This window comes from Defluviicoccus vanus, from assembly GCF_014672695.1.
GTDB classification, from domain to species: domain Bacteria; phylum Pseudomonadota; class Alphaproteobacteria; order Rhodospirillales; family Defluviicoccaceae; genus Defluviicoccus; species Defluviicoccus vanus.
Genome location: NZ_CP053923.1, coordinates 3,269,364 through 3,292,993 on the forward strand (window position 1 = coordinate 3,269,364; position 23,630 = coordinate 3,292,993).

The 23,630-nt window shown below is 62.2% G+C and carries 19 protein-coding genes and 2 pseudogenes; 5 read left to right on the forward strand and 16 right to left on the reverse strand.

Going from position 1 to position 23,630, the window contains the following annotated elements; genetic code table 11:
- Positions 1-529: 529 nt before the first annotated feature.
- Positions 530-737: pseudogene (locus tag HQ394_RS21245) on the forward strand (transposase); the annotation flags it as partial.
- 112 nt (positions 738-849) lie between these two features.
- Here the strand turns inward: HQ394_RS21245 and HQ394_RS14845 are convergent.
- Positions 850-2,859: a protein meaA gene (locus tag HQ394_RS14845; protein ID WP_190260873.1), complete on the reverse strand. Its 2,010-nt coding sequence runs from the start codon at positions 2,857-2,859 to the stop codon at positions 850-852.
- Positions 2,860-3,232: 373 nt separating this feature from the next.
- Here HQ394_RS14845 and ccrA point away from each other — a divergent pair, with 373 nt between their 5' ends.
- Positions 3,233-4,930 carry a crotonyl-CoA carboxylase/reductase gene (gene ccrA, locus HQ394_RS14850; RefSeq protein ID WP_456151626.1) on the forward strand — a complete coding sequence of 566 codons (1,698 nt, stop codon included), beginning with the start codon at positions 3,233-3,235 and terminating at the stop codon, positions 4,928-4,930.
- Between the two features lie 242 nt (positions 4,931-5,172).
- Positions 5,173-6,846 (forward strand): acyl-CoA dehydrogenase family protein, encoded by a 1,674-nt coding sequence (locus HQ394_RS14855; RefSeq protein ID WP_190260875.1) that lies wholly within the window; start codon positions 5,173-5,175, stop codon positions 6,844-6,846.
- Positions 6,847-6,937: 91 nt separating this feature from the next.
- Here HQ394_RS14855 and HQ394_RS14860 read toward each other — a convergent pair whose 3' ends face one another.
- The 10 genes and pseudogenes from HQ394_RS14860 to HQ394_RS14905 form a co-directional block, all read right to left on the reverse strand.
- Positions 6,938-8,926: an AAA family ATPase gene (locus HQ394_RS14860; protein WP_190260876.1), complete on the reverse strand. Its 1,989-nt coding sequence runs from the start codon at positions 8,924-8,926 to the stop codon at positions 6,938-6,940.
- A 301-nt stretch (positions 8,927-9,227) separates the two neighbouring features.
- Positions 9,228-9,764: an REP-associated tyrosine transposase gene (locus HQ394_RS14865; protein WP_190260877.1), complete on the reverse strand. Its 537-nt coding sequence runs from the start codon at positions 9,762-9,764 to the stop codon at positions 9,228-9,230.
- A gap of 78 nt (positions 9,765-9,842) precedes the next feature.
- A pseudogene (locus HQ394_RS14870) lies at positions 9,843-10,079 on the reverse strand (transposase); the annotation flags it as partial.
- Positions 10,080-10,351: 272 nt separating this feature from the next.
- Positions 10,352-11,122, reverse strand: a complete 771-nt coding sequence (locus tag HQ394_RS14875; RefSeq protein ID WP_456151448.1) for a LysE family translocator — start codon at positions 11,120-11,122, stop codon at positions 10,352-10,354.
- Positions 11,123-11,125: 3 nt separating this feature from the next.
- Positions 11,126-11,596 carry a phosphohistidine phosphatase SixA gene (gene sixA, locus HQ394_RS14880; protein WP_190260878.1) on the reverse strand — a complete coding sequence of 157 codons (471 nt, stop codon included), beginning with the start codon at positions 11,594-11,596 and terminating at the stop codon, positions 11,126-11,128.
- Positions 11,597-11,708: 112 nt separating this feature from the next.
- A complete protein-coding gene (atpC, locus tag HQ394_RS14885) occupies positions 11,709-12,140 on the reverse strand; it encodes an ATP synthase F1 subunit epsilon (protein ID WP_190260879.1) in 432 nt (143 codons plus the stop codon).
- Between the two features lie 24 nt (positions 12,141-12,164).
- Positions 12,165-13,595, reverse strand: a complete 1,431-nt coding sequence (atpD, locus tag HQ394_RS14890; protein ID WP_190260880.1) for a F0F1 ATP synthase subunit beta — start codon at positions 13,593-13,595, stop codon at positions 12,165-12,167.
- Between the two features lie 45 nt (positions 13,596-13,640).
- Positions 13,641-14,465: a F0F1 ATP synthase subunit gamma gene (locus HQ394_RS14895; protein WP_317628953.1), complete on the reverse strand. Its 825-nt coding sequence runs from the start codon at positions 14,463-14,465 to the stop codon at positions 13,641-13,643.
- Positions 14,466-14,593: 128 nt separating this feature from the next.
- Positions 14,594-16,126, reverse strand: coding sequence for a F0F1 ATP synthase subunit alpha (gene atpA, locus HQ394_RS14900; RefSeq protein WP_190260881.1), 1,533 nt, complete (start codon positions 16,124-16,126; stop codon positions 14,594-14,596).
- Positions 16,126-16,686 (reverse strand): F0F1 ATP synthase subunit delta, encoded by a 561-nt coding sequence (locus tag HQ394_RS14905; RefSeq protein ID WP_190260882.1) that lies wholly within the window; start codon positions 16,684-16,686, stop codon positions 16,126-16,128. The genes atpA and HQ394_RS14905 overlap by 1 nt, the downstream gene beginning before the upstream one ends.
- A gap of 374 nt (positions 16,687-17,060) precedes the next feature.
- On the opposite strand from HQ394_RS14905, the gene HQ394_RS14910 reads away from it, so the two are divergent.
- Positions 17,061-17,774, forward strand: coding sequence for a gamma-glutamyl-gamma-aminobutyrate hydrolase family protein (locus tag HQ394_RS14910; protein WP_190263326.1), 714 nt, complete (start codon positions 17,061-17,063; stop codon positions 17,772-17,774).
- Positions 17,775-17,781: 7 nt separating this feature from the next.
- Positions 17,782-19,089 (forward strand): 16S rRNA (guanine(966)-N(2))-methyltransferase RsmD, encoded by a 1,308-nt coding sequence (rsmD, locus tag HQ394_RS20845; RefSeq protein ID WP_317628954.1) that lies wholly within the window; start codon positions 17,782-17,784, stop codon positions 19,087-19,089.
- A 164-nt stretch (positions 19,090-19,253) separates the two neighbouring features.
- On the opposite strand, the gene HQ394_RS14925 is transcribed toward rsmD, so the two are convergent.
- The 5 genes from HQ394_RS14925 to pgi form a co-directional block, all read right to left on the reverse strand.
- On the reverse strand, positions 19,254-19,457 hold the full coding sequence (locus HQ394_RS14925) for a hypothetical protein (RefSeq protein WP_190260883.1): 204 nt from the start codon (positions 19,455-19,457) through the stop codon (positions 19,254-19,256).
- A gap of 45 nt (positions 19,458-19,502) precedes the next feature.
- Complete coding sequence (locus tag HQ394_RS20545; protein ID WP_263053733.1) at positions 19,503-19,646, reverse strand: pepsin/retropepsin-like aspartic protease family protein; 144 nt, start codon at positions 19,644-19,646, stop codon at positions 19,503-19,505.
- A gap of 1 nt (position 19,647) precedes the next feature.
- Positions 19,648-20,094, reverse strand: coding sequence for a retropepsin-like aspartic protease family protein (locus HQ394_RS20550; protein WP_190260885.1), 447 nt, complete (start codon positions 20,092-20,094; stop codon positions 19,648-19,650).
- Between the two features lie 53 nt (positions 20,095-20,147).
- Entirely contained in the window at positions 20,148-21,971 is a 1,824-nt protein-coding gene (gene mutL, locus HQ394_RS14940; protein ID WP_190260886.1) for a DNA mismatch repair endonuclease MutL, read from the reverse strand.
- A 16-nt stretch (positions 21,972-21,987) separates the two neighbouring features.
- Positions 21,988-23,628, reverse strand: coding sequence for a glucose-6-phosphate isomerase (gene pgi, locus HQ394_RS14945; protein WP_190260887.1), 1,641 nt, complete (start codon positions 23,626-23,628; stop codon positions 21,988-21,990).
- Between the last annotated feature and the right edge of the window lie 2 nt (positions 23,629-23,630).

Here is a 23,630-nt window from a genome sequence, read left to right on the forward strand (position 1 = left end):
CCTGCTGGAAGCTTGATTAGAATTAGCCTATCATACCACCAATCGAAGCTAATTCCAATCAGTTCGTAGCAAGTCGGAGGCCGCCCGGGCGTAAACGCGGCGGCTCAGAGGTCACGTACTATGCTGTGTTATCGTAGTTTTTCTTAACTGCGCGAAGCGGGTCGAAGGCCGGCGAAGGTCGTGGGACACCTTGCCAAGGTTGAAGTCGAGGGTTCGAATCCCTTCGCCCGCTCCAAGTTTTCCCTTATGGAATTCAGGCGCTAAGAACGGCCCCTCGCGGCCATTTTTACTTGTCCGCTCCCAGCACGGGTCCTGGGAGCAAGAGGGAAGCCGCAGACGGCAAAACGTAGCGGGTCCTCGAGTGTCCCTGGCATGGGCAGCGTCCAACGCCTGTGCCTCTTTCCAGTGCACGCTAGGTGCGATGAGTCGCGCCACACTCGTCCATGGACGCATGCGTCTATCGCGGTAAAGCTCCCCCGAATTAGTGGACATCTTTGCTATGCTCCGGGAAGGGGCAGGAAGGTGTTTGATGGCGAAACCGCGTCAGAGTTTCACGGACGAGTTCAAGCGGGAGGCGGTCGCATTGTTGGCGTCGAGCGGCCGTCCCTTGATGCAGATTGCCGAGGAGTTGGGCGTTCAGCCGTCGATGTTACGGCGATGGCGCACAGCGGTCGGGGGCATGCGGTCCTGGTGACCAGTCGGCAGAAATCGTACGCCTTCGGCGGGAGGTCGAACGGTTGTACAAACCGACTCGCCTCAACCAGAGTGCAAATGCGCTAATACCTCGCGCGAATGCAATTCAACTTTGTATGGGCGGATGCTGTGACATCCGCCCATACAAAGCGCTTCCTACGCGGCTTCCATTGCCGTTTGCTGCACGATCTTGATGATGTCGGCCATGATGGTGTTGAGGTCGAAGTCCTTTGGCGTGTAGACGCGGGCAACGCCGGCCTTGAGCAGTTTCTCCGCATCCTCCGGCGGGATGATGCCGCCGACGACTACCGGCACATCCATCAGGTCGGCGGCTTTCATCCGTTCCATGATTTCCGTGACCAGCGGCAAGTGCGAGCCCGACAGGATCGACAGGCCGACGACGTGGACGCCTTCCTCCAGCGCTGCGGCGACGATCTGCTCCGGCGTCAGGCGAATGCCCTCATAGACCACCTCGAAGCCGGCATCGCGGGCGCGAAGGGCGATCTGCTCGGCGCCGTTGGAGTGGCCGTCGAGGCCCGGCTTGCCGACCAGCATCTTGATCCGCCGGCCCATCTTGTCCGTGGCTTCCTCGACCTTGGCACGGAGCGTCATCAAGCCGGAGATATCGGTCGCCACCACCGCCTGGGCGACGCCGGTGGGGGCGCGATACTCGCCGAAGATATCGCGTAGCAGGCCCGACCATTCGCCGGTGGTAACGCCGGCGTGGGCACAGGCGATCGACGGCTCCATGATGTTGCGGCCGTCGCGGATGGCGTCGGCGAGATCGGCGAGCGTCGCTTTCACCTTTGCTGCGTCGCGCGACTGCTTCCAGGCGGTGAGGCTGGCGATCTGCTCCTGCTCGGCGCGCGGATCGACGGTGACGATGCTCTCCTCGCCGGCGCCGAGCGGTGACGGCTCGCCCTCGGTGAACTTGTTGACGCCGACGACGATCTGCTCGCCGGACTCGATCGCGGCGAGGCGCGTCGCATTCGACTCGACCAGGCGGCGCTTCATGTAGCCGGACTCGACGGCGACGACGGCACCGCCAAGCTGGTCAATCTTCGCCAGTTCCTCACGTGCCGAATAACACAGGGCTTCGACCTTCTCGGCGATCGCCCGGCTGCCGTCAAAGATGTCGCCGAAATCGAGCAGGTCGGTCTCGAAGGCGACAATCTGCTGCAGGCGAAGCGACCACTGCTGGTCCCACGGTCGCGGCAGGCCCAGCGCCTCGTTCCACGCCGGCAGTTGCACCGCGCGTGCCCGGGCATTCTTCGAAAGCACGACAGCCAGCATCTCAAGCAGGATGCGGTAGACGTTGTTCTCCGCCTGTGGTTCGGTCAGCCCCAGCGAGTTGACCTGGACGCCATAGCGAAAGCGGCTCAATTTTGGATCGGTGACCCCATAGCGGTCGCGACAGATCTCTTCCCACAGAACATTGAACGCCCGCATCTTGCACATCTCGGTAATGAACCGGATGCCGGCATTGGTGAAGAAGCTGATCCGGCCTACAACCTGGGGTAAGTCCTCCGGCGGCACCTGTCCCGACGCCTTCACCGCATCGAGGACGGCCAGCGCATTGGCCAGCGCGAAGGCCAGTTCCTGCTCCGGTGTCGCTCCCGCCTCCTGCAGGTGGTAGGAGCAGACGTTCATCGGGTTCCACTTCGGCACCTCCTTGTAGGTGAAGGAGATGACGTCGCAGATCAGCCGCATCGATGGTGCCGGCGGAAAGATGTACGTACCGCGGGAGAGGTATTCCTTGATGATGTCGTTCTGGGTGGTCCCCGAAAGCGTGGCGCGATCGATGCCGCGGCGCTCGGCGACGGCGATGTAGAGAGAAAGCAACCACGCCGCCGGGGCATTGATCGTCATCGACGTATTCATCCGGTCGAGGGGGATGCCGTCGAGCAGCGTGTCCATATCGCCGATGTGGCAGACCGGCACGCCAACCTTGCCAACCTCGCCCCGCGCGAGAATATGGTCAGAATCATAACCGGTTTGTGTTGGCAGATCGAAAGCAATCGACAGCCCGGTCTGGCCGCGCGCCAAGTTCTTGCGATAAAGTGCGTTCGACTCTTTCGCTGATGCATAGCCCGAGTAGGTGCGGATCAGCCACGGGGCCTCGCGCTTCGGGGATTTTTGTTTTGCGGTTGCTAACTGCTCGGCCATGTCCTTACTCCCTCCCGGATGCGGCGCACTGCCGCTTGCGCGCCCATCACGGCGCTCTCGTTGCGAAATGCTCAAAGAAATAATGCACTACTTTAGAGTTCGCGGTAGGTTAGCAAATTGTGCGTTGCGAAGAAAGGCGCTCCCGTCTACAAGATTCGTTCTTTCGAATGTACGGCGCACGGTCGATGGCGGCGGATGCGGCGAGTGCGAAAAACCGATGTGTGCGCTGCGGCAATCAACGCAGCAATGGGTACGGGAAACACTGTCGCGTCGCAATCAGGACGCGACGACGGCGGCCTAGGAGGGATCAAGAATGGCGAAGGACCTTTACGAGATCGGCGAGCAACCNCCCCTCGGGGAAGTTCCGTCGAATATGCATGCCTGGCTGGTGCGCGAAGAGCGCTTCGGTCAGCCGACGACCGCGTTCCAGAAGGAGGTCGTTCCTGTTCCTTCCATCGCCGACGACGAATGTCTCGTTTACGTCATGGCGGCGGGTATCAACTATAACAATGTTTGGGCTGCGCTCGGCATTCCTGTCAACGTCATCAAGGCGCGTAACAAGCAGGGTGAGAAGGAAAACTTCCACATCGGCGGTTCGGACGCCTCGGGGATCGTCTACGCCGTCGGCAAGGACGTAACCAACGTCAAGGTCGGCGATGAAGTCGTTGCGCACTGCGGCCAGTGGAACCGCAACTGCCCGTGGGTGACTGCCGGCAACGATCCGATGTACTCGCCGAGCTTCCGCATCTGGGGCTATGAGACGAACTACGGCTCCTTTGCCCAGTTCGCCAAAGTGCAGGCGCAGCAGTTGATGCCGAAGCCGAAGCACATGACCTGGGAGGAGTCAGCCTCCTATGTGCTCGTCGGCGCCACTGCCTGGCGGATGCTGCACGGCTGGCCTGAGCACAAGCTCAATGCGGGTGACGTTGCCCTGATCTGGGGTGGCGCCGGTGGCCTCGGCTCGATGGCGATTCAGATCGCCAAGGCCTCAGGTGCGATCCCGGTCGCCGTCGTCTCCGGTGAAGACAAGATCGACTACTGCATGAAGCTCGGCGCCAAGGGCTGCATCAACCGCAAGAATTTCGACCACTGGGGCATGCTGCCGCATTGGAAGGACACCGTCGGCTACAACAACTGGCTGAAGGGTGTGCGCTCCTTTGGTGCGGCGCTGTGGGATATTCTCGGCACCAAGGCGTCGCCGAAGGTGGTTTTCGAGCACCCGGGCGAGTCGACGATGCCCACCTCCATGTTCGTCTGCGACACCGGCGGCATGGTGGTCATCTGCGCCGGCACCACCGGCTACAATGCCACCGTTGACCTGCGCTACCTGTGGATGCGGCAGAAGCGGGTGCAGGGTTCGCACTTCGCCAATTGCGTCCAGGCGAACGACATGAACGAACTGGCGGTTGAGGGGCTCCTCGATCCCTGCATGTCTCGCTGCTTCACCTATGACGACCTGCCGGTCGCCCACCAGTTGATGCACGACAACAAGCATCCGCACGGCAACATGGCCGTTCTCATCGGTGCACCGTCCTTTGGTACCGGCAAGTCCGCCGACGCACCGGTCAAGCTGGCAAAGGCAACGCTGCCCAAGTCTGACGTGCACGACACGCCGCATCCGTACCCGCTGTCGATGCCGTTGCCGAGCGTTGCTGGCGAGATCGAAGCCGAGATCAAAGTGTTCGACGACGGCAGCAAGGTGCGTGACCAGATGCATAAGGGCATCATCTTCTGCTCGAAGACCGATGCTCTGGAAGACGCAGCGCGGGTGATGATCGACAATGACGTCCACGCTGTGGTCGTCGTCGATAACAATCTGGCCGTCGGCGTCGTTTCGCAGACCGACATCGTCATGGCCCGCCAGGGGCGCACCCCGGAAGAGACGCGGGCGCTGCCGGTGGGGCAGTTCATGACCGACGGCTGCGCCACTTGCCACGCCGATGCGCCACTGTCGGCGGCGATCACCGACATGTTGCGGCGACGCATCCACCGTCTCGTCGTCGTCGACGCGGACTCGAAGCCGATCGGTGTGCTGTCGATGACCGACATCATCCGAAAGGTGCTGGCCTAATCGCGCATCCTGGCGATGCCGCTCCCACCGCAGCGCGGTCGGGGCGGCTCGCCAGGGCGGCGACGTGCGTGTGCCCGCCAACGTTGGCGGCGGGCACTGTTCTTTCAAGGGCTTGCCCGGGTCTACCGGCGCAAGCATAAAAAAACCGTTGGTGGCGGTGCGGGTGTGCCGCCGGATACGAATTGGATCGAATGGCACGCCGATGACCCGACGGCGTCGGTGGCCGGACAGAGGAAACCGCCATGGACGTCGCCGTGACCGAAGAGAAAAGCCCCGTCCTTCCCGACCTGATCAACACCTGCCTCGATGCCTTTTCCTCGGCACAGCACCTTCTTGTCGAAGTGCGCAAGGGCGTCTCGGCGAAGGTAATCCGTGCTGGCCGACTGGATTCCGACCTGCTCGACCAGCACCAGTTTGCCGCGCACGGCTACTCCTGGCTCGCCACCTACGTTGCTGCCCTGCAGCAGATGCTGGCCTGGGCAGAGCGACTGGATGCCGAGGGTGCCCTCAGCGAACTCGAGACGCTGATGCTGCAATCGGCCTACGGCGAATACCTGGCACAGATCGCCGGTGGCATCCCGATGACCCAGGTGGAGTTGGTTCGCCCCGCCGACATGGGCGTTACCGATGAGGCGATGCACGCCTTCTTCACCCCGGCGGTGACGACGCTGATCCGCCATGGCAACGCCGCCCCGGTCAGGATGCGGATTGCTGTGCTGATTGCCGACGGCAACTTCGGCAACCCCGGTAGCGACGAGATGCTGAACATGGTGCGCGACCAGTTCCGCCGCTTCGTCGAAGAAAAGGTGGTGCCGTTCGCCCACGGCTGGCACGAGCGCGACGAGCTGATCCCGATGGCGATCATCGAGGAGATGGCCGAGCTTGGCGTCTTCGGCCTCACCATTCCCGAGGAGTTCGGTGGCCTGGGGATGGAAAAAATGGCGATGTGCGTCGTCACCGAGGAACTCAGCCGCGGCTACATCGGCGTCGGCTCGCTGGGCACCCGCTCGGAGATCGCCGCCGAATTGATCCGCTTGGGCGGCACCGACGACCAGAAGGCCTACTACCTGCCGAAGCTGGCGTCCGGCGAGATCCTGCCGACGGCGGTGTTTACCGAGCCCAACACCGGCTCCGATCTCGGTTCCCTGCGCACCCGCGCGGTCAAGGATGGCGATACCTATAAGATCATCGGCAACAAGACCTGGATCACCCACGCCGCACGCACCGACCTGATGACGCTGCTCGCCCGCACCGATCCGGGCAGCAAGGACTGGCGCGGCCTGTCCATGTTCCTCGCCGAAAAGCCGCGCGGCACCGATGACGAGCCATTCCCGGCCAAGGGGATGACCGGCGGTGAGATCGAGGTGCTGGGCTATCGCGGGATGAAGGAATACGAGCTGGCCTTCGACGACTTCGAGGTGCCGGCGGCGAACCTGCTCGGCCGCCAGGAGGGGCAGGGCTTCAAGCAGCTGATGGCAACCTTCGAGAGTGCCCGCATCCAGACGGCGGCGCGTGCCGTCGGCGTCGCTCAGAACGCCATGGAACTGGGGATGAAGTACGCCCAGGAGCGCAATCAGTTCGGCCGGCCGATCTTCGAGTTCCCGCGGGTGGCGCTGAAGGTGGCCTGGATGGCGGTCGAAACGATGATTGCCCGCCAGCTCACCTACGACTCGGCCCGCCAGAAAGANCCCGATCGCCGCTGCGACATCGAGGCCGGAATGGCCAAGCTGCTCGGCGCCCGCGTCGCCTGGTCCAACGCCGACAACGCCCTGCAGATCCACGGCGGCAACGGCTACGCCACCGAATACCAGATCAGCCGCGTCATCTGCGACGCCCGCATCCTCAACGTCTTCGAAGGGGCGGCGGAAATCCAGGCGCACGTGGTAGCAAGGGGACTGCTGTCGGCGCGGAATTAGTTGTCTTGAAGGACTAAGGCTGCTGTCTCCGGTCTACCTCCTATGGAGCCGGCAGCCTTAACGCCATATGCCTCAGACCACCTAAATATGCTTATCCATCGCCAAATGTTTGGAGAACACTTCTAAGCTGGTCAAAGAGGACCGAAAAGTGCTTTATGTCAAGATCATTAAAGCCCTCGTGTCTTCCGAACACCAGTTCTGCAAACTTAGTTCTTGATAGAGCGCAGTTTTTACCATCCGCATCCTTTAGTGTGTCAACGTCTTTGTCATATATTTTTTTTGATCTCTCGCTTGCAATATCCTTTGACGGCAATATTGATATTTGACGCCCCTTCGTCTTCTCGGCACCCGGCTGCTTTCTAATTACTTCTTCAACCTCATTTGTGAAGTAAAGACGCCTATTTTCCTCGTCTTTTCGCTGAAGGTCGACGTCGTCATAATATAACTCGGTATAAAAAGGGAAATATTCCTGCCTATGTTTTGGCAGTGGCAAGACGATCGAAAATACCTCATTACTCCAACGCTTAGTTTCGCAACCTGCGTTTTTCTCGTTTAAGATTTTCTGATCTTCTCTGTCAAACACGCAGATAATTGGTTTATTGTGCCTCACTTTTGATAAATGCCTGCACATTTGAAGCAGATCTGCATTTCCCTTTGACTCTTCATAGCGAAGAAACTCACAATCAACTTCCGCAAATTCTCCAGCAGATTGAAAGCGCGATAAAGCCGCCGAGATATGCATCCAATCAGTTTTTCCTTCTGTTATAATGAGCGGCTTTTGTGTATTACGCAATTTCTCTATTGCAGTATCATATTTACTTCTGAAGCCCTCGTTCCAAGATAGAAACTGTTCATAAGCAACTTTGAACTCCGAAAATTCTTCCGGAATGACAGGTGTACCCGACGGCAGTTCGATGAAATCCACTTCTTCCCCGTATACGTCTCGCATACCAAGAATCATTAAAGGAGAATGAGTGGAAATTATAAACTGTACTCGAGGGAATAGCTTCATCATTGCAGCAAAAGTTTCTTTTTGTAATTTAATATGCAGATGTAAATCTGCTTCATCGATAATTACAATCCCCTTTATATCATCCATCTCGATGCGATCACCGGGGTTCCGAATATCGTGCTCGCGCAATATCGATATAAATAAGCCGAGTAAGTAAGATTCTCCTGCCGATAGATGAAAGAAAGACGGCGCATATACGTATTCAGTCTTGTTATCATTGCCAATAATTATTGCAACTTGACGTGTTTGTCGTCGTGAAACGCCCAGTCTGGCATACGATATATCTGGGAACTTCGTTTTTAAAGCGGTGGTAAGTAATTTATTAACTAGTTCTACGTATTGACTTCCTCTACCTTTATAGCCGAGCAGCAAGGTAACAGCTCGTCCATCAATAATATGTGATACAGTCTGCTTTTCGTATAATTCTCTATCAAGAAATATGTCGACTATCCATGATTGCGAAATACGCGATAGATTCATCTGAATAATCGAGCTATCTGCCTTTCCTTGGATAGGCTCACGGAAAGGCATATCGATTTTGGTTTCTTTGTTAAGCCAAACTGGGATTTCAAATCGGAAGGGAGGAAAATATAGAAAAATATCTGTTCTGATGCTGCCCCACATCTGCTCAGGGAGCATTGTCTGATCATGGTTTCCTGTTTTCCGGAACTCGTCTGAGGTCGTTTTGAAGTATTTATTCACCTTATCGTTAGGGGACGCATCTGGTTCATGCATACGGTGGTGACGACAATAGATTGCACGCGACGCGTGTGCGCCGCCCTCGATGAACTCAGCAAATGTGAGGTAAAAATTCTCTTTAGGCCCAATTAAGTCAGGGCGTATTACTTGGAAGAAATATTTATGCTCAATTTCAGGTATCGAATCATACACATTCTTTTTAAAAGATATGACCGCATCGACAATAATGCTTGTCAGTAATGTTTTTCCACATCCATTTGGGCCCAGCAAAACCAGTGGCCAAGGCAGTCCCGAGGCGGAGACTGTTGGCACAATGTCTACATTACGCAGTGGTCCATAATTTACACAGCCGACTGAATTTAGATACATCGTCCAGGGCAACCTTCTGATAATTTCTTACTACTTTAACGCCCATGAGACAGCCGCGCCTGGCCGCCGATCCTGCTCGGCCAGCGCCTCGATATAAAGCGTTGCCGCCATCGCACCCCTGCGGAGGTGATTGTCGATCAGCGCATAGGGCGGAATAGCCCCTTGGCGTATTCCGCCGGATGTTGCAGCTCCAAAGCTGGCTCCCTTAAAGATCCCACTTGACCCCCTCGATACGAGACGATGTGTTGCGGCATTCGGCGGAATACGCAAGAGCTATTCCGCCCTATTCTATCTGACTGCTTCAATCGGGCTCGCCGGCTTGGAGGTCGTGGACATCCATGCCGGCCCACGTCGCGGGGTAGAGGCCGCGGGCGATGCAGGCGCGGAAGGTGGAATACGGCCAATCGGCCGGCGCGGTGACGTAGCCGTGCTTGACCGGATTGAAGTGCACGTAATCCATGTGTGCGGCGTAGTCGGCGTCGTCGAGGATGGCGTGCTCCCAGAACCGCCGCTGCCAGATGCCGCGCTCGCCTCGTTCGCGCCGCACCGGCGACCGCCATTCGAAGTGCGACAGGCCGCGGACGAAGAACGACTTGATCAGCCGCCAGCGGGTCGAGATATCGTCGTCGCCGGGCGGCAGCGTCCAGACGGCGTGAAGATGGTCGGGCAGCACCACCCAGGCGTCGATGCTGAACGGCCGCTGCCGACGGACGCGCCGGACGGCGTCTCGGAGGAGGTTGATGCGCTCGGTCAGAAGCGCGGTACCCTGCCGCTGCAGCAGGTTCACCGTGAAGAACGCGCTCCCAGCCGGAACGCGAAAGCGGCGGTAGTCGGGCATCGCTTTCCCCTTCCAAATTTTGGAGCGCATCGGAGTGCATCATCCGGCGCAATACGCAAGAGCTATGGCGGGATGAGATCAAGCGCGCGCATTTCCGTTGTTAGCGAGATAGTTGGTGCATTCGGTTGGTGAGATGGTGTCGAGGATCTCTGCGATGGCCCTGCAGAGGGCGTCGCGGGTTCGTTCGGCGGCGTGGCGCAGGCAATGTTTGAGTTTGGCGAACAACTGTTCGATCGGGTTGAGGTCGGGCGAGTATTTCGGCAGGAACAGCAGCGTCGCACCGCTGGCACGGATCGCCCGCCGAATCGCTTTGTGGGGTTCAGCGAACGCTTACGCTACTTCTGCCATTAGCCATCTTCCTATGAGTACAGGTCGGCGAAAGCGCGAGTCGATCCATTGCGGCAATCACCACGCTGCCGCGTCGCCCGGTGAGCGATGACTCCCGGCTTTGCGGCTGATCGTGTACTGCTGCCAGTCTCTGCCAAGTGAAACCAGTGGTGCGCCGCTGCCATTTTCGGCGATAGAGAGCAATACGCCATAAACATGGCATAGCGCTGGGGCACAATAATCTTCGCCGTCCGTTGCTGTTAAGCGAGGCGGTGGCTGAAGGCGAGAAGGCCCGCCGCAGCGATCAGCGCGCCACCACCGGCGCGATTGAGCCAGCGGCTTGAGCGTGCGTCGCGGATCATTCGGCGTGCATGGCCGGCAACCAGCGCGTAGGCCGTTGCATTGATGGCGCCGACGACGAGGAAGGTCAGCGCCAGGATCGCCAGCTGTGGTGCTGCCGGCTGGTCGTGGCCGACGAACTGCGGCAGGAAGGCGACGTAGAACGCGATGGATTTGGGATTGAGCGCCGTCACTAGATAGAGGTGACGCCGCACCGCCCAGCGCGACCGCGACGCGGGGGCGCTGTCGCNGACTGTTGTCGCGGCCAGGGGCGATGGCGACGGTGCGCGCCACATCCGGATGCCGAGGACGAACAGATAGGCCGCTCCGGCCAGCTTGAGGAGAGTGAACAGGGCTTCCGTGCTAGCGATGATCGCACCCAGCCCGGCGAGCGACAGCGCCATCGCCGTCACGTCCCCCAGCATCACCGCCGGCACCGTCAGCAGGGCGCCTCGTCGGCCGAGGGTCAGGCCATAGCTGACAAGTAAGAGTGCCGTCGGCCCCGGTGCCGCGGCGACAACGAGGGCCGTGACCAGGAACGCTAGCCAAGTTGTAGGAGCGATCATGCGCGGCGACGATCCATTGCCACGCTCTCTCCGCAATACGAACGATGCGCATGTCGTCGGGCTGACGGGGCGCCACGAGGGAGGGGGGGACGGCGGCCGATCGCCACGGATGGCGATGCCGCCCATCCCTCAGCCGCGTAACAGGGTGGGCGGTAGCATCCAGGCGATGAGCCAAGCGCGGCTGGCGCTGCGGCGGGTCAGGCAGACGACCGTCCCGGGGTNGACGTCCACCAGCACCGGTGCTTCCTTGCCGAGAACCAGTCGCGAAACCAGCTTGCCGATGAAGGGCTGATGGCCGACGACCATGGTGTCCTCGTGCCAGTCGGCGATTTCCTCGGCCAGCCACTCCGGTGAATCACCCGGCAAAACCCGGGTTCGTTCGGCGAGCTTGCCGCCATTGCCCACCGCTGAGGCAAGCAACTGCGCCGAATGGATGGAGCGAAGCTTGCTTGAATGAATGATCAGCGGCACCTTTACCCCGACCTCGGCGAGAAAAGCGCCCATGCGCTCCACATCGCTACGGCCTGTCGGCGTCAACGGCCGGTCAGGGTTCTCGGACTCGGGAACAGCCTCGCCGTGCTGGACGAGATACAGAAACATGTTTCCCTCAGAAGCCGTGCGTTCGTTCTTGTACTGACGAATCGCCGATTGGGATGATAGTGCGAATGACAAGCGGACCCGGCCAAGTCGGCCGGATCCATACTCATTCTATTTACGCTTTGCCGTGCGGCTTGTCGAACGCTTCGTAGGCTTCGACCATCGCTTCCGCCGCTTTCAGGTCGCGCTCGGCGAGGGTGCGTACCCCGACCGTATCGGCAACCATCAGGGCGTCGTGCGCCCGCTTCAGCCGCGCTTCCGCGTCTTCACGGCTGAGGTCGGCGACGCGGACCGCTTCCTCGGCGAGGACCGTAGTCCGCTCCGGTGTTACCTCGGCGAACCCACCGTCGACGAAAATCTGGTCGACAATGGCGAGTGCCTTGTCGCGGATCTCGATCACCCCCGGGCGCAGCGTTGACAGCAGTGGCGCGTGCCCAGGAAGGACACCGAAGTTACCGCCGGCGCCCGGAATAATCACCAGCTCCACCGGCTGCGAAATCATCGGCGCTGCCGGTGTCACCAGCTCGAACTTGAAGGTATCGGCCATGGCGCGTCTCTCCGTTGCCGCTGCTTATGCGGCTTCTTCGGCGAGCTTCTTCGCCTTTTCCACCGCCTGCTCGATGGTGCCGACCATGTAGAAGGCGGCTTCCGGCAGGTGGTCGTATTCGCCGGCGACGATCCCCTTGAAGCCCTTGATGGTGTCTTCGAGGGAAACGAAGACGCCGGGGCTGCCGGTGAACACTTCGGCCACATGGAACGGCTGCGACAGGAAGCGCTGGATCTTGCGGGCGCGCGCCACAGTCATCTTGTCGTCTTCGGACAGCTCGTCCATGCCAAGGATGGCGATGATGTCCTGCAGTGACTTGTAGGTCTGCAGCACCCGCTGCACTTCGCGGGCGATGGTGTAGTGTTCCTCGCCGACGATGCGCGGATCAAGGGCGCGGGAGGTGGAGTCGAGCGGGTCCACCGCCGGATAGATGCCGAGCTCAGCGATGGAGCGGCTGAGCACCGTCGTTGCGTCCAAGTGGGCGAAGGTGGTGGCCGGCGCCGGGTCGGTCAAGTCGTCGGCCGGCACGTAGATGGCCTGCACCGAGGTGATCGAACCCTTCTTGGTGGAGGTGATCCGCTCCTGCATCGCACCGAGGTCGGTAGCAAGCGTCGGTTGATAGCCCACCGCCGAGGGAATGCGGCCGAGCAGCGCCGACACCTCGGAACCCGCCTGGGTAAAGCGGAAGATGTTGTCGACGAAGAACAGCACGTCTTGGCCTTCCTCGTCGCGGAAGTATTCGGCCACTGTCAGCCCGGTGAGGCCGACGCGGGCACGGGCGCCCGGCGGTTCGTTCATCTGACCGTAGACAAGCGCCGCCTTGGAGCCGCTGGCACCAATCTGAATAACGCCCGACTCGATCATCTCATGGTAGAGGTCGTTGCCTTCGCGCGTCCGCTCGCCGACACCGGCGAACACCGAGTAACCGCCGTGCGCCTTGGCGATGTTGTTGATCAACTCCATGATGATGACGGTCTTGCCGACGCCGGCGCCGCCGAACAGGCCGACTTTGCCACCCTTGAGGTACGGCTCGATCAGGTCGACTACCTTGATGCCGGTCACTAGGATCTCGGCGTCCGTCGCCTGATCGACAAATTCCGGGGCGCTGCGGTGAATCGGGAAGGTTCGCTTGGTCTCGATCGGTCCCAGTTCGTCCACCGGCTCACCGACGACATTCATGATCCGCCCAAGCGTTTCCGGCCCCACCGGAATGTTGATCGGCGAACCGGTATCCATCGCTTCCTGGCCGCGGACGAGTCCGTCGGTGGTGTCCATGGCGACGGTGCGGACGACCCCTTCTCCCAACTCCTGCGCCACTTCAAGCACGAGACGCTTGCCGCGGTTTTCCACGTGCAGGGCATTCAGAATATGCGGCAGTTCGCTCTCTTCGAAGCGGACATCGACCACGGCGCCCAAGACCTGGGTGATCGTGCCGACGGCGTTGTTGCTGGTCATCCTCTGCTCCCTCGACTTTTATCGTCCCTCAGGCGGCCGTCGGCCTTAGACCGCTTCGGCCCCGGAGATGATTTCGATCAGTTCCTTGGTGATCGCTGCCTGGCGGCTGCGGTTGTACGTCAGCGTCAACTTATTAATCATGTCGCCGGCATTACGGGTGGCGCTGTCCATCGCCGTCATCCTGGCACCCTGTTCCGAGGCGTAGCTCTCGAGGAGGGCGGCAAAGATCTGCATCGCCAAATTGGCCGGCAGCAGTGCTTCGAGCAGCGCATCCTCTTCCGGCTCAAGATCGTAGGCTGCCGATTGTATCGCTTCCCCAGGGGACATCGCCGTTGTCAGTGTCGTGTAGGGAAAGGGGATGATCTGCTTTATCGTCACCACCTGTGTCATTGCCGACTTGAAGGTGTTGTACAGCAGCGAGCAGACGTCAAACTCCCGCGCCTCGTACTTGTTGCGCAGGTTGCGGGCAATGTCGCGCGCCGGGGCAAACTGGGCCCCGCTGCGGGTGACGTTGTCGAGGGAGTCGTCGATCAGCCGGCCGTATTCGCGCCGGAGCGCGTCACGCCCTTTGCGGCCAATGCAGAACAGCTTGACCTCTTTGCCGTCCTTGTGAAGCTTCGCGATCTGCCGCTTGGCTTCACGGGCGATGTTGCTGTTGTAGCCGCCGCAAAGGCCACGGTCGGCGGTGACGACAATGAGGAGATGTTTCTGGCTGGCACCATAGCCGGAAAGCAGCTTTGGTGCCGTGTCCAGCGTCGGCAAGCTGGCGATCAACCCGGACAGCATGCGCTCCATGCTGTGCGAATAGGGCCGGCCTTCTTCAGCGGAGGCCTGCGCCCGCCGCAATTTGGCCGCCGCCACCATCTTCATTGCCGACGTGATTTTTGCGTCGATTTGACGCTGGTGATGCGAACTCGCAGATCCTTGAGACTCGGCATGGGAGGCGCCTTCCACTCCTCGACGCCTGACGCAAGCGCGCAGGCGTCGCTATCACAAAGTTAGGAAAACGACTTGCCGAAGCGATCGAGGAACGCCTTCAGCTTCGCTTCGATGTCGGCGGTCAGGTCCTTCTGGGAACGGATGGCGTCGAGAATGTCGGCACCGTTCGCCCGCATGTTGTCGAGAAGCGCCTGCTCGTAACGCGAGACCTGATCGGCCGGAATAGCGTCGAGATAGCCACGCGTACCCGCGTAGATAACCGCCACCTGTTCTTCCACCGGATAGGGCTTGAACTGCGGCTGTTTCAAGAGTTGCGTCAGGCGCGCACCGCGATTGAGCAGCTTCTGGGTCGATGCGTCGAGGTCAGAAGCAAACTGGGCGAAGGAGGCCATTTCGCGGTACTGGGCTAGCTCCAGCTTGATCGAGCCGGCAACCTTCTTCATCGCCTTGATCTGCGCCGCGGAACCCACGCGGCTGACCGAGATGCCGACGTTCACCGCAGGGCGGATGCCCTTATAGAACAGCTCGGTTTCGAGGAAGATCTGACCGTCGGTGATCGAGATGACGTTGGTCGGAATGTAGGCAGACACGTCGCCGGCCTGGGTTTCGATCACTGGCAGCGAGGTGAGCGAGCCGGACCCATGATCCTTGTTCAGCTTCGCCGCCCGCTCGAGGAGCCGTGAATGCAGGTAGAAGACGTCACCCGGATAGGCTTCGCGGCCCGGCGGGCGGCGCAGCAGCAGCGACATCTGGCGATAGGCGACGGCCTGCTTGGAGAGGTCATCGTAGAAGACCACCGCGTGCATGCCGTTGTCGCGGAAATACTCACCGATGGTGCAGCCGGTATAGGGCGCCAGGTACTGCAGCGGCGCCGGCTCGGATGCGGTTGCGGCGACGACCACCGAGTATTGGAAGGCGTCGTTGTCCTGCAGGATCTTCACCAGCTGGGCAACCGAGGAGCGCTTCTGGCCGATGGCGACGTAGATGCAATAAAGCTTCTCGTGCTCGTTCGTGGCCTGGGCGTTGACTTGTTTCTGATTGAGAATGGTGTCGATGATGATCGCGGTCTTGCCGGTCTGCCGATCGCCAATGACCAACTCGCGTTGACCGCGACCGATCGGGATCAGGCAGTCGATCGCCTTGACACCGGTCTGCATCGGCTCGTGCACCGAACGCCGTGGGATGATGCCCGGCGCCTTGACGTCGGCAAGACGACGCTCCGTCGCGTCGATCGGACCCTTGCCGTCGATGGGCTCGCCCAGCGCGTTGATGACGCGACCAAGGAGGCCCTTGCCGACGGGAACGTCGACGATGGCGCCGGTCCGCTTGACGGTGTCGCCCTCGCGGATGGCGCGGTCGTCACCGAACAGCACGATGCCGACGTTATCCTCTTCGAGGTTAAGGGCCATGCCCTTGGTCCCGTCGGGGAACTCGACAAGTTCGCCGGCCTGAACCTTGTCCAGGCCGAAGGCACGCACAATGCCGTCACCAACCGACAGCACCGTTCCGACTTCCGCTACCTCGGCTTCGGTCCCGAAGGTGGCGATTTGCTTCTTGATGATCTCAGAGATTTCCGCGGCCCGGATTTCCATTAGGCGACCCCCTTAATGGCAAGGCTCAACCGTTTAAGCTTGGTTCGAATGGAGCTGTCGACCATACGCGAACCCACCTTGACGACCAGCCCGCCCAGCAATGCGGGATCGATACGGGTGGTGAGAGCGACGTTCTTCGACACGGCCTTTTGCAAGGCCAGGGTAATGGCGTTCAATTGCGCCGGCGTCAACGCCTGGGCGGCAACCACCTCGACGGAGGTTTCGCCCCGCTGCTCGGCCAACCGATGCAGGAACGCGGTGATGATCGACGGTAATGCGAAGAGGCGGCGGTTATCGGCGACCACACCCACAAAGCGTCGGGTGAGATCACTGATCCCCACGTGCTGGAGGATGGCATCGACAGCGCGCCACTGGCTCTTGCGGCTGATGACTGGCGATGCGATGAGGCGTGCCAGATCGGGACTTCCGCCGATCAGCGCATTCACGCTTCGCAGCTCAGCCGCGACGGCATCGAGAGAGGAGGTAGATTGCGCCAACTCAANAAGAGCGGACGCATAGCGGTCAGCCAGACCGGTCGAACCAGCGGTTGCAGATGTCACCGGAGAGCGCCCTCTATTGGTTGTTTTTGGCGGCCCCGAAGCTGCGCGGGAGACCCGGACCGATCCGCGCGCGACAATCTCGGTGGCGAGAGGAATGGTTCTGTAACATACTCATTTCGGCGTTGCAACCAGACTTGCCGGAAGAAGTTACAGGCCCAAGCATCCGCATCGGCTCCGGTAAGGTCTTGATTGCACGCACCACACCCGCATCCGCATCTTGAACGCAGGTGCAGCATTCACCGCCTACTTTGCCTCCCGTCGGCGGCGTATGCAACGCTTCGATGACGGTTGCGAAACAATTCGCTGCCGCCGGCGCCGGCGCTTGCGCGCAACCGCCATTGCCCGGTGGCGGGTCTGCCGGCTATGCTTCGGTCATGTCCTCTCCCGTGATCGGTATTACCCTCGATGCGGAAGAGCCAGGTGGCTATTCGAAGTTTCCCTGGCTCGCGCTCCGTGAAAATTATCCGTGCGCCGTCGTCCACGCCGGTGGCCTGCCGGTGCTGCTGCCGCATGAGCCGGAGCAGGCCGATCGCTATCTCGACCTGCTCGACGGCCTGATCATCTCCGGCGGCAATTTCGACGTGGATCCGGCGCTGTTCGGTGCCGCGGCACGCCACCCCACGGTCAAGACCAAGGACCGGCGCACCGCTTTCGAACTGGCGTTGACGCGTGGTGCGCTCGCCCGCGACCTGCCAATCCTCGGCATCTGTGGCGGCGAGCAATTGCTGCACGTGGTCCTCGGCGGTACCCTGATCCAGCACATCCCCGATGAGGTGGCAGACGCGCTCGCCCATGAGCAGCCAAATCCGCGCGACGAGCCGGGGCATGAGGTGGCCATCCTGCCGGGAACGCGGCTCAGGGCGATCGTCGGTGCCGATCGGCTGGCGGTGAACAGCGCCCACCATCAAGCGGCGAAGGACGAACCGGACGGCCTTGTCGTCAACGCCCGGGCGCCGGATGGCGTCATCGAGGGGATCGAGGCGCCGGGGCGGCGGTTCTGCGTCGGCGTGCAGTGGCATCCGGAATTCGAAATCAGTGCCGGCGACCGGGCACTGCTGGCGGCGTTCGTCACTGCGGCGGCTGGCTGAGACCGCCATGGACGATATCGAAATTGCTGCCGAGCCGAACGAGGGCCGTCGCGGCGAACGGATCGCCAAGGTCATCGCCGCTGCCGGTCTGTGTTCGCGCCGCGAGGCGGAGGTTTGGATCGCCGCCGGCCGGGTAGCGGTCAATGGGACGGTCCTCGCCACACCTGCTGTCGTCGTTGGCGAGACCGATCTGGTGACCGTCGATGGGCGAGCGCTGCCGGATCGGCCGGTGCTGCGTCTCTGGCGCTACCACAAGCCGCCGGGACTGGTGACTACGCACAAGGATCCGGCTGGACGGCCGACGGTGTTCGCGCACCTGCCGGCGGACCTCGGGCGGGTGATCTCCGTCGGCCGCCTCGACCTCAATTCGGAGGGGTTGCTGCTGCTGACCAATTCCGGCGCCCTGGCGCGGCGTCTGGAACTGCCGACGACCGGCTGGACGCGGCGCTACCGGACACGCGCGCACGGGACGATCGAACCGACGGCGCTTGCTGCCCTCGCCCGTGGCGTCAGCGTCGGTGGCGTCCATTACGGGCCGATCGAGGCCCGGCTCGACCGGGAGCAGGGATCGAACCTGTGGCTGACGCTGGCGCTGAAGGAGGGGAAGAACCGCGAGGTCCGCAAAGTGCTGGAGCACCTGGGATTGACCGTGAGCCGGCTGATCCGCGTCGCCTACGGGCCGTTTCAGCTGGGCAATCTTGCCCGTAGCGAGGTGGCGGAGGTATCGCGCAAGGTGCTGCGCNNGAGCAACTGGGCCACGACGTGCCGGGGTCGAAGGCACGATAGGAAACGAGCGATGCGGATCATCGGCGGCAAACACCGCGGGCGAGCGCTGAAGGTGCCGGCGGCGGCGGGGGTGCGGCCGACGGCGGACCGGGTGCGCGAGGCGGTCTTCAACATTCTCGTTCATGGAGCCGCGGGCGGTGCCCTCGAAGGCGCGCACGTCATCGACCTCTTCGCCGGTACCGGCGCCTACGGACTGGAAGCGCTGTCACGTGGCGCAGCGCACGCCACCTTCATCGATCGCGAACCGGCCACCCTGGCAACCATCCGCCGCAACGCTGCTGCTATCGGCGAGGCGACGGCGATCACCTTGCTCAATCTTGATGCGACACGTTTGCCGCCGCCGCCGCTCGCCGCCGGTGCCCCCTGTGCGATCGCTTTTCTCGATCCGCCGTACCAATCCGGCCTGGCGCTGCCGGCGCTGCAGGTGCTGGCGACGCAGCACTGGCTTTGCGGCGGGTGCCCTTGCCGTGGTCGAAGTGGGCGCACGCGAGCCGTTGCACCCGCCGCCGCGCTATACGGTCATCGATGAGCGCGTCTATGGCGCGGCGCGGGCGATCTTTCTCACCCATGGGTCTTCGCCCAGCCCGGCATGAAGGGTGTTGCATAACGTCGAGGATGGCCGGAACAAGCCCGGCTATGACGGGTGGGAGATATGGCTGCAGTCAGCCCAAGCGCTACAGCAAAGAATTGTCGTTAGAGATGGTAGCCGTCGGCCCGATACATATCGACGCACTGTTTTTCCTTGCGTGCATTCATCACGCCCCACCAGTCGGCCCACCAGGAGCGTGATCCGCAATCGACGGTTGCCCCGGTAGCAGAATTCGTAAGTATGATGGGATCGGTCGCGCACGCTGACAGAACCGCGGACAGCGCAACAACGAGAAGCGTTTTTTGCATGTAATAATTTTCCTTAGAGCAGGATCGAGGAAGCCCTGGCCAATCTTACCAGTTCAGGATCATCACACCACCCTGCACCGCGTAGCCGTCGAGGCGGCTGAGGAAGCTCATTCCGAGCAGGGAAACGCCGATCGGCTGTTCATTGACCACCGCCGGGACCTGACGCAGCTGAAGGGCGCCGATGGTCATTTCACCTAGCGTCACTGGCGCGGCACGGACGACCCCCACCCGCGGTGCGGAAGGTTTCGGTGAAATCGCGGTCGCGCGGCCGGAGGCCAATGCGCGCCGCATCCTCTGGCGTCAGCACCACCGTGGTGGCGCCGGTGTCGATAAGAAAGCGGACGGCGGTCCCATCGACGGTGGCAACGACGGTGAAATGGCCGTCGCGATCGGCGCGGATGCGCATCGTCCGACTGGGGCTGGTTTTGCCGGGAACCGCCTTAGCGGGAGCCAAGTGACTTGGCGGCTGACTTGGTGGCGCCGGTCCTGGGATGGCGCGGCCAGCCGATGCCGCCGCCGGGCCTCTGGCACCGCCGTCGAGATAGGCAAGGATGTCGTCGCGGTGGGTATAGATGGCGAGAGCGGCGACCGCCGCCACCGCGAGGTTGGTCAACTGGCGGCTGAGCCAGAAGATCATCGCCCGAATATCCCTTGGCCATTGCCGTCATGGCGATCGGGCATCACCATCGCTCAACGACGCTGGAACAGCCGCTCGATCTCCACCCGGTCGAGATGGACGAAGGTGGGGCGGCCGTGGCTGCACTGGCCGCTGTGCGGGGTTGCTTCCATGTCACGCAGCAGCGCATTCATTTCCTCGATCGAAAGCTTGCGTCCGGCGCGCACGCTGCCGTGGCAGGCCATGCTGGCGCAGACTGCCGAAAGCCGGTCCTTGAGCGCCAGCGTATCGCCCAGCTCGGCAAGGTCATCGGCCACGTCCCGGATCAGGCTCCGCACGTCGCCGCGTCCGAGCAGCGCCGGCACTTCGCGCACCACTACGGCGCCGGCACCGAACGGTTCGATCGGCAGCCCCAGCGCCGCCAGTTCGTCCCGGCGGGCGAGGAGTCGCTGGCAGGCGGCGTCGTCCAGTTCCACCACCTCGGGGATCAGCAACGCCTGGCGGGCGATGCTGCCGCCCTCGGCCAGTTGCCGCTTGAGACGTTCGTGCACCAGCCGCTCGTGCGCCGCGTGCTGGTCGACGATAACGATACCGTCCCTGGCTTGCGAAATGATGAACGTGCCGAGGAACTGTGCCCGGGCAAAACCGAGTGGCGGGATGTCGGCCGGCGTTGCCGTTTCCACCGCGTCCGCGGCAGGCGCATCGGTGGGCCGACCAAGAACGGCATCGAGAACCGGGGTCGGCAGCGGCAGGTGAAACGCCGCTGCGGCTTCGGCGAGCCCGGCGGCGACGCGGCCACTGCCGCCCGTCGGCAGCGACCACGCTGTTCCCCGGGTTTCGCCACCACCGCCGGCGGCAGGAATGAGACTGCGCACGACGGTGCTCGCCGCCCGGTGTCCGGCATCGGCGAGCGCCCGGCGCACCGCGCCGACGATCAGGGCGCGGACCAGGGCCGCATCACGGAAGCGGACCTCGGTCTTCATTGGATGGACGTTGACATCCAGCAGGTCCGGCGGCACGGCAAGGAACAGCGCTACCAGCGGCTGGCGGTCGGCGGCGAGCAGATCCTGATAGGCGCCGCGCAGTGCTCCCTGCAGCATCCGGTCGCGTACCGGCCGGCCGTTGACGACGAGAAACTGCTGCCCCGTGTTGCGGCGATTGAGCGTCGGCAATCCGGCGAAACCGGAGATCTCGACTCCTTCGCGCCCGGCCTCGACAGTGACGGCGTTGGCAATGAAATCGTCGCCCATCAGCCGGCCGATCCGCTCGCGCCGTACCGTCTCGTCGTCACCAGCTGCCGCCGGCAGGTTGAGGACTGTCCGCGCCGCGGTTGCCACGCTGAAGCCGACGCGCGGGTGCGCCATCGCTAGCCGTTCGATGGCCTCGATGGCGTGCGCCTGTTCGGTTGCCGGTGCCTTGAGAAACTTGAGCCGCGCCGGCGTCGCATAGAAGAGGTCGCGGACCTCGACGCGGGTGCCGGNGGGATGCGCCGCGGGCTGCGGCTCCCCACCGTNGCCGCCCTCGACGGTGAGCGCCCAGGCGTGCGCCGCCTCGACGGGGCGGCTGGTCAGCGTCAGTCGCGAGACCGAGCCGATTGACGGTAGCGCTTCGCCGCGAAAGCCGAGGGTGGCGATGCGGCTCAGGTCATCGTCCGGCAGTTTCGAGGTGGCGTGGCGCTCGATCGCCAGCAGCAGCTCGTCGGCGGTCATGCCGCGGCCATCGTCGGCGACCGAAATGAGCGTCTGGCCGCCGTCGCGCAGCGTCACCTCGATCCGTGTCGCCCCGGCATCAAGGCTGTTCTCCACCAGCTCCTTGACCGCAGACGCCGGTCGCTCCACTACCTCGCCGGCAGCGATGCGGTTGACGACGCCTGCAGGCAGTCGGCGGATGGGGCTCACGCGAATGGCCGCTCCCTTACCGCATCGCCTTGTAGGTATTGATCAGGCCGTTGGTTGATGCGTCGTGGCCGGTGACCGCCTCCGCGTTGGTCAGCTCCGGCAGGATCACTTTCGCCAGAGCCTTGCCCAGTTCGACGCCCCATTGGTCGAAGGAATTGATCTGCCAGATGATGCCCTGGACGAAGATCTTCTGCTCGTAAAGAGCGATCAGCATCCCGAGCGTGAAGGGGTCGATCTGTTTGACCAGGATCGAGTTGGTCGGTCGGTTGCCTTCGAACACCTTGTGCGGCACCAGCGCCTCCAGCGCCTCGCCGCTCAGCCCCTGGGCGATGAGCTCGGCACGCACCTCGGCCTCGGTCTTGCCGCGCATCAGTGCTTCCGGCTGAGCGAAGAAGTTGGACAGCAACAGTGCATGGTGCTCGCCGATCGGATTGTGGCTGATGGCGGGGGCGATGAAATCGCAGGGGATCAGGTGCGTGCCCTGGTGGACGAGTTGGTAGAAGGAGTGCTGGCCGTTGGTGCCCGGCTCGCCGAACAGGATCGGCCCGGTGGACCACTCGACCGAGGTGCCGGCGCGGGTGACGTACTTGCCGTTGCTCTCCATGTCCGCCTGCCAGGNCAGGTAGGCGGGCAGCCGGTGCAGATACTGATCGTAGGGCAGGACGGCGTAGGTGGGGGCGCCAAGGAAGTTGGCGTTCCAGACGCCGATCAGTGCCAGGATGACCGGCAGGTTGGCTTCGAGGGGAGCGGTGCGGAAATGGTCGTCCATCGCCCGGCCGCCGGCGGCGAGCGCATCGAAGCCGTCCATGCCGATGGCGATGGCGATGGACATGCCGATCGCCGACCACAGGGAGAAGCGGCCGCCGACCCAGTCCCAGAACTCGAACATGTTGGCCGGATCGATGCCGAAGGCGCGTACCGCCTTCTCGTTGGTGGAGAGCGCGATGAAATGCTTGGCGACGGCATCGGCGCCGAGCGCCTGCACCAGCCAAGCCTTGGCCGACTCGGCGTTGGCCATCGTCTCCTGGGTGGTGAACGTCTTCGAGGCGACGATGAACAGCGAGGTTTCCGGGTTCAGTGTCTTCAGCGTCTCGGCGATGTGGCTGCCGTCGACGTTGGAGGTGAAGTGAACGCGCAGCCCCGGCTTCTGGTACGGCTTCAGAGCCTCGGTCACCATCACCGGGCCGAGGTCGGAACCGCCGATGCCGATGTTGACCACATCGGTCATCGCCTTGCCAGTCTTGCCGCGCCAACTGCCGTTGCGCACTGCGTCGGAGAACGTGCGCATTTGCTCGCGCACCCGCATCACGCCCGGCATCACGTCCGTGCCGTCGACGACGATCGGCCGGTCAGCGGTGTTGCGCAGGGCGACGTGGAGGACGGCGCGGCCCTCGGTGGTGTTGATCTTGGCACCGGAGAACATCTTCTCCCGCCACTCCTCCAACTTCGCCTCGCGGGCGAGGGCGACGAGGAGGCTGATCGTCTCGGCGGTGATCCGGTTCTTCGAGTAATCGAGCAGGAGGTCGCCGAGACGCACGGAGAAGCGGCCGAAGCGCTCGGGATCGGCGGCGAACAGGTCGCGCATGTGCTGCGCGCCCGTGGTCTTCGCGTGCTCCTCCAGCGCCTTCCAGGCGGACGATTGGCTGATCGCGCTCATCG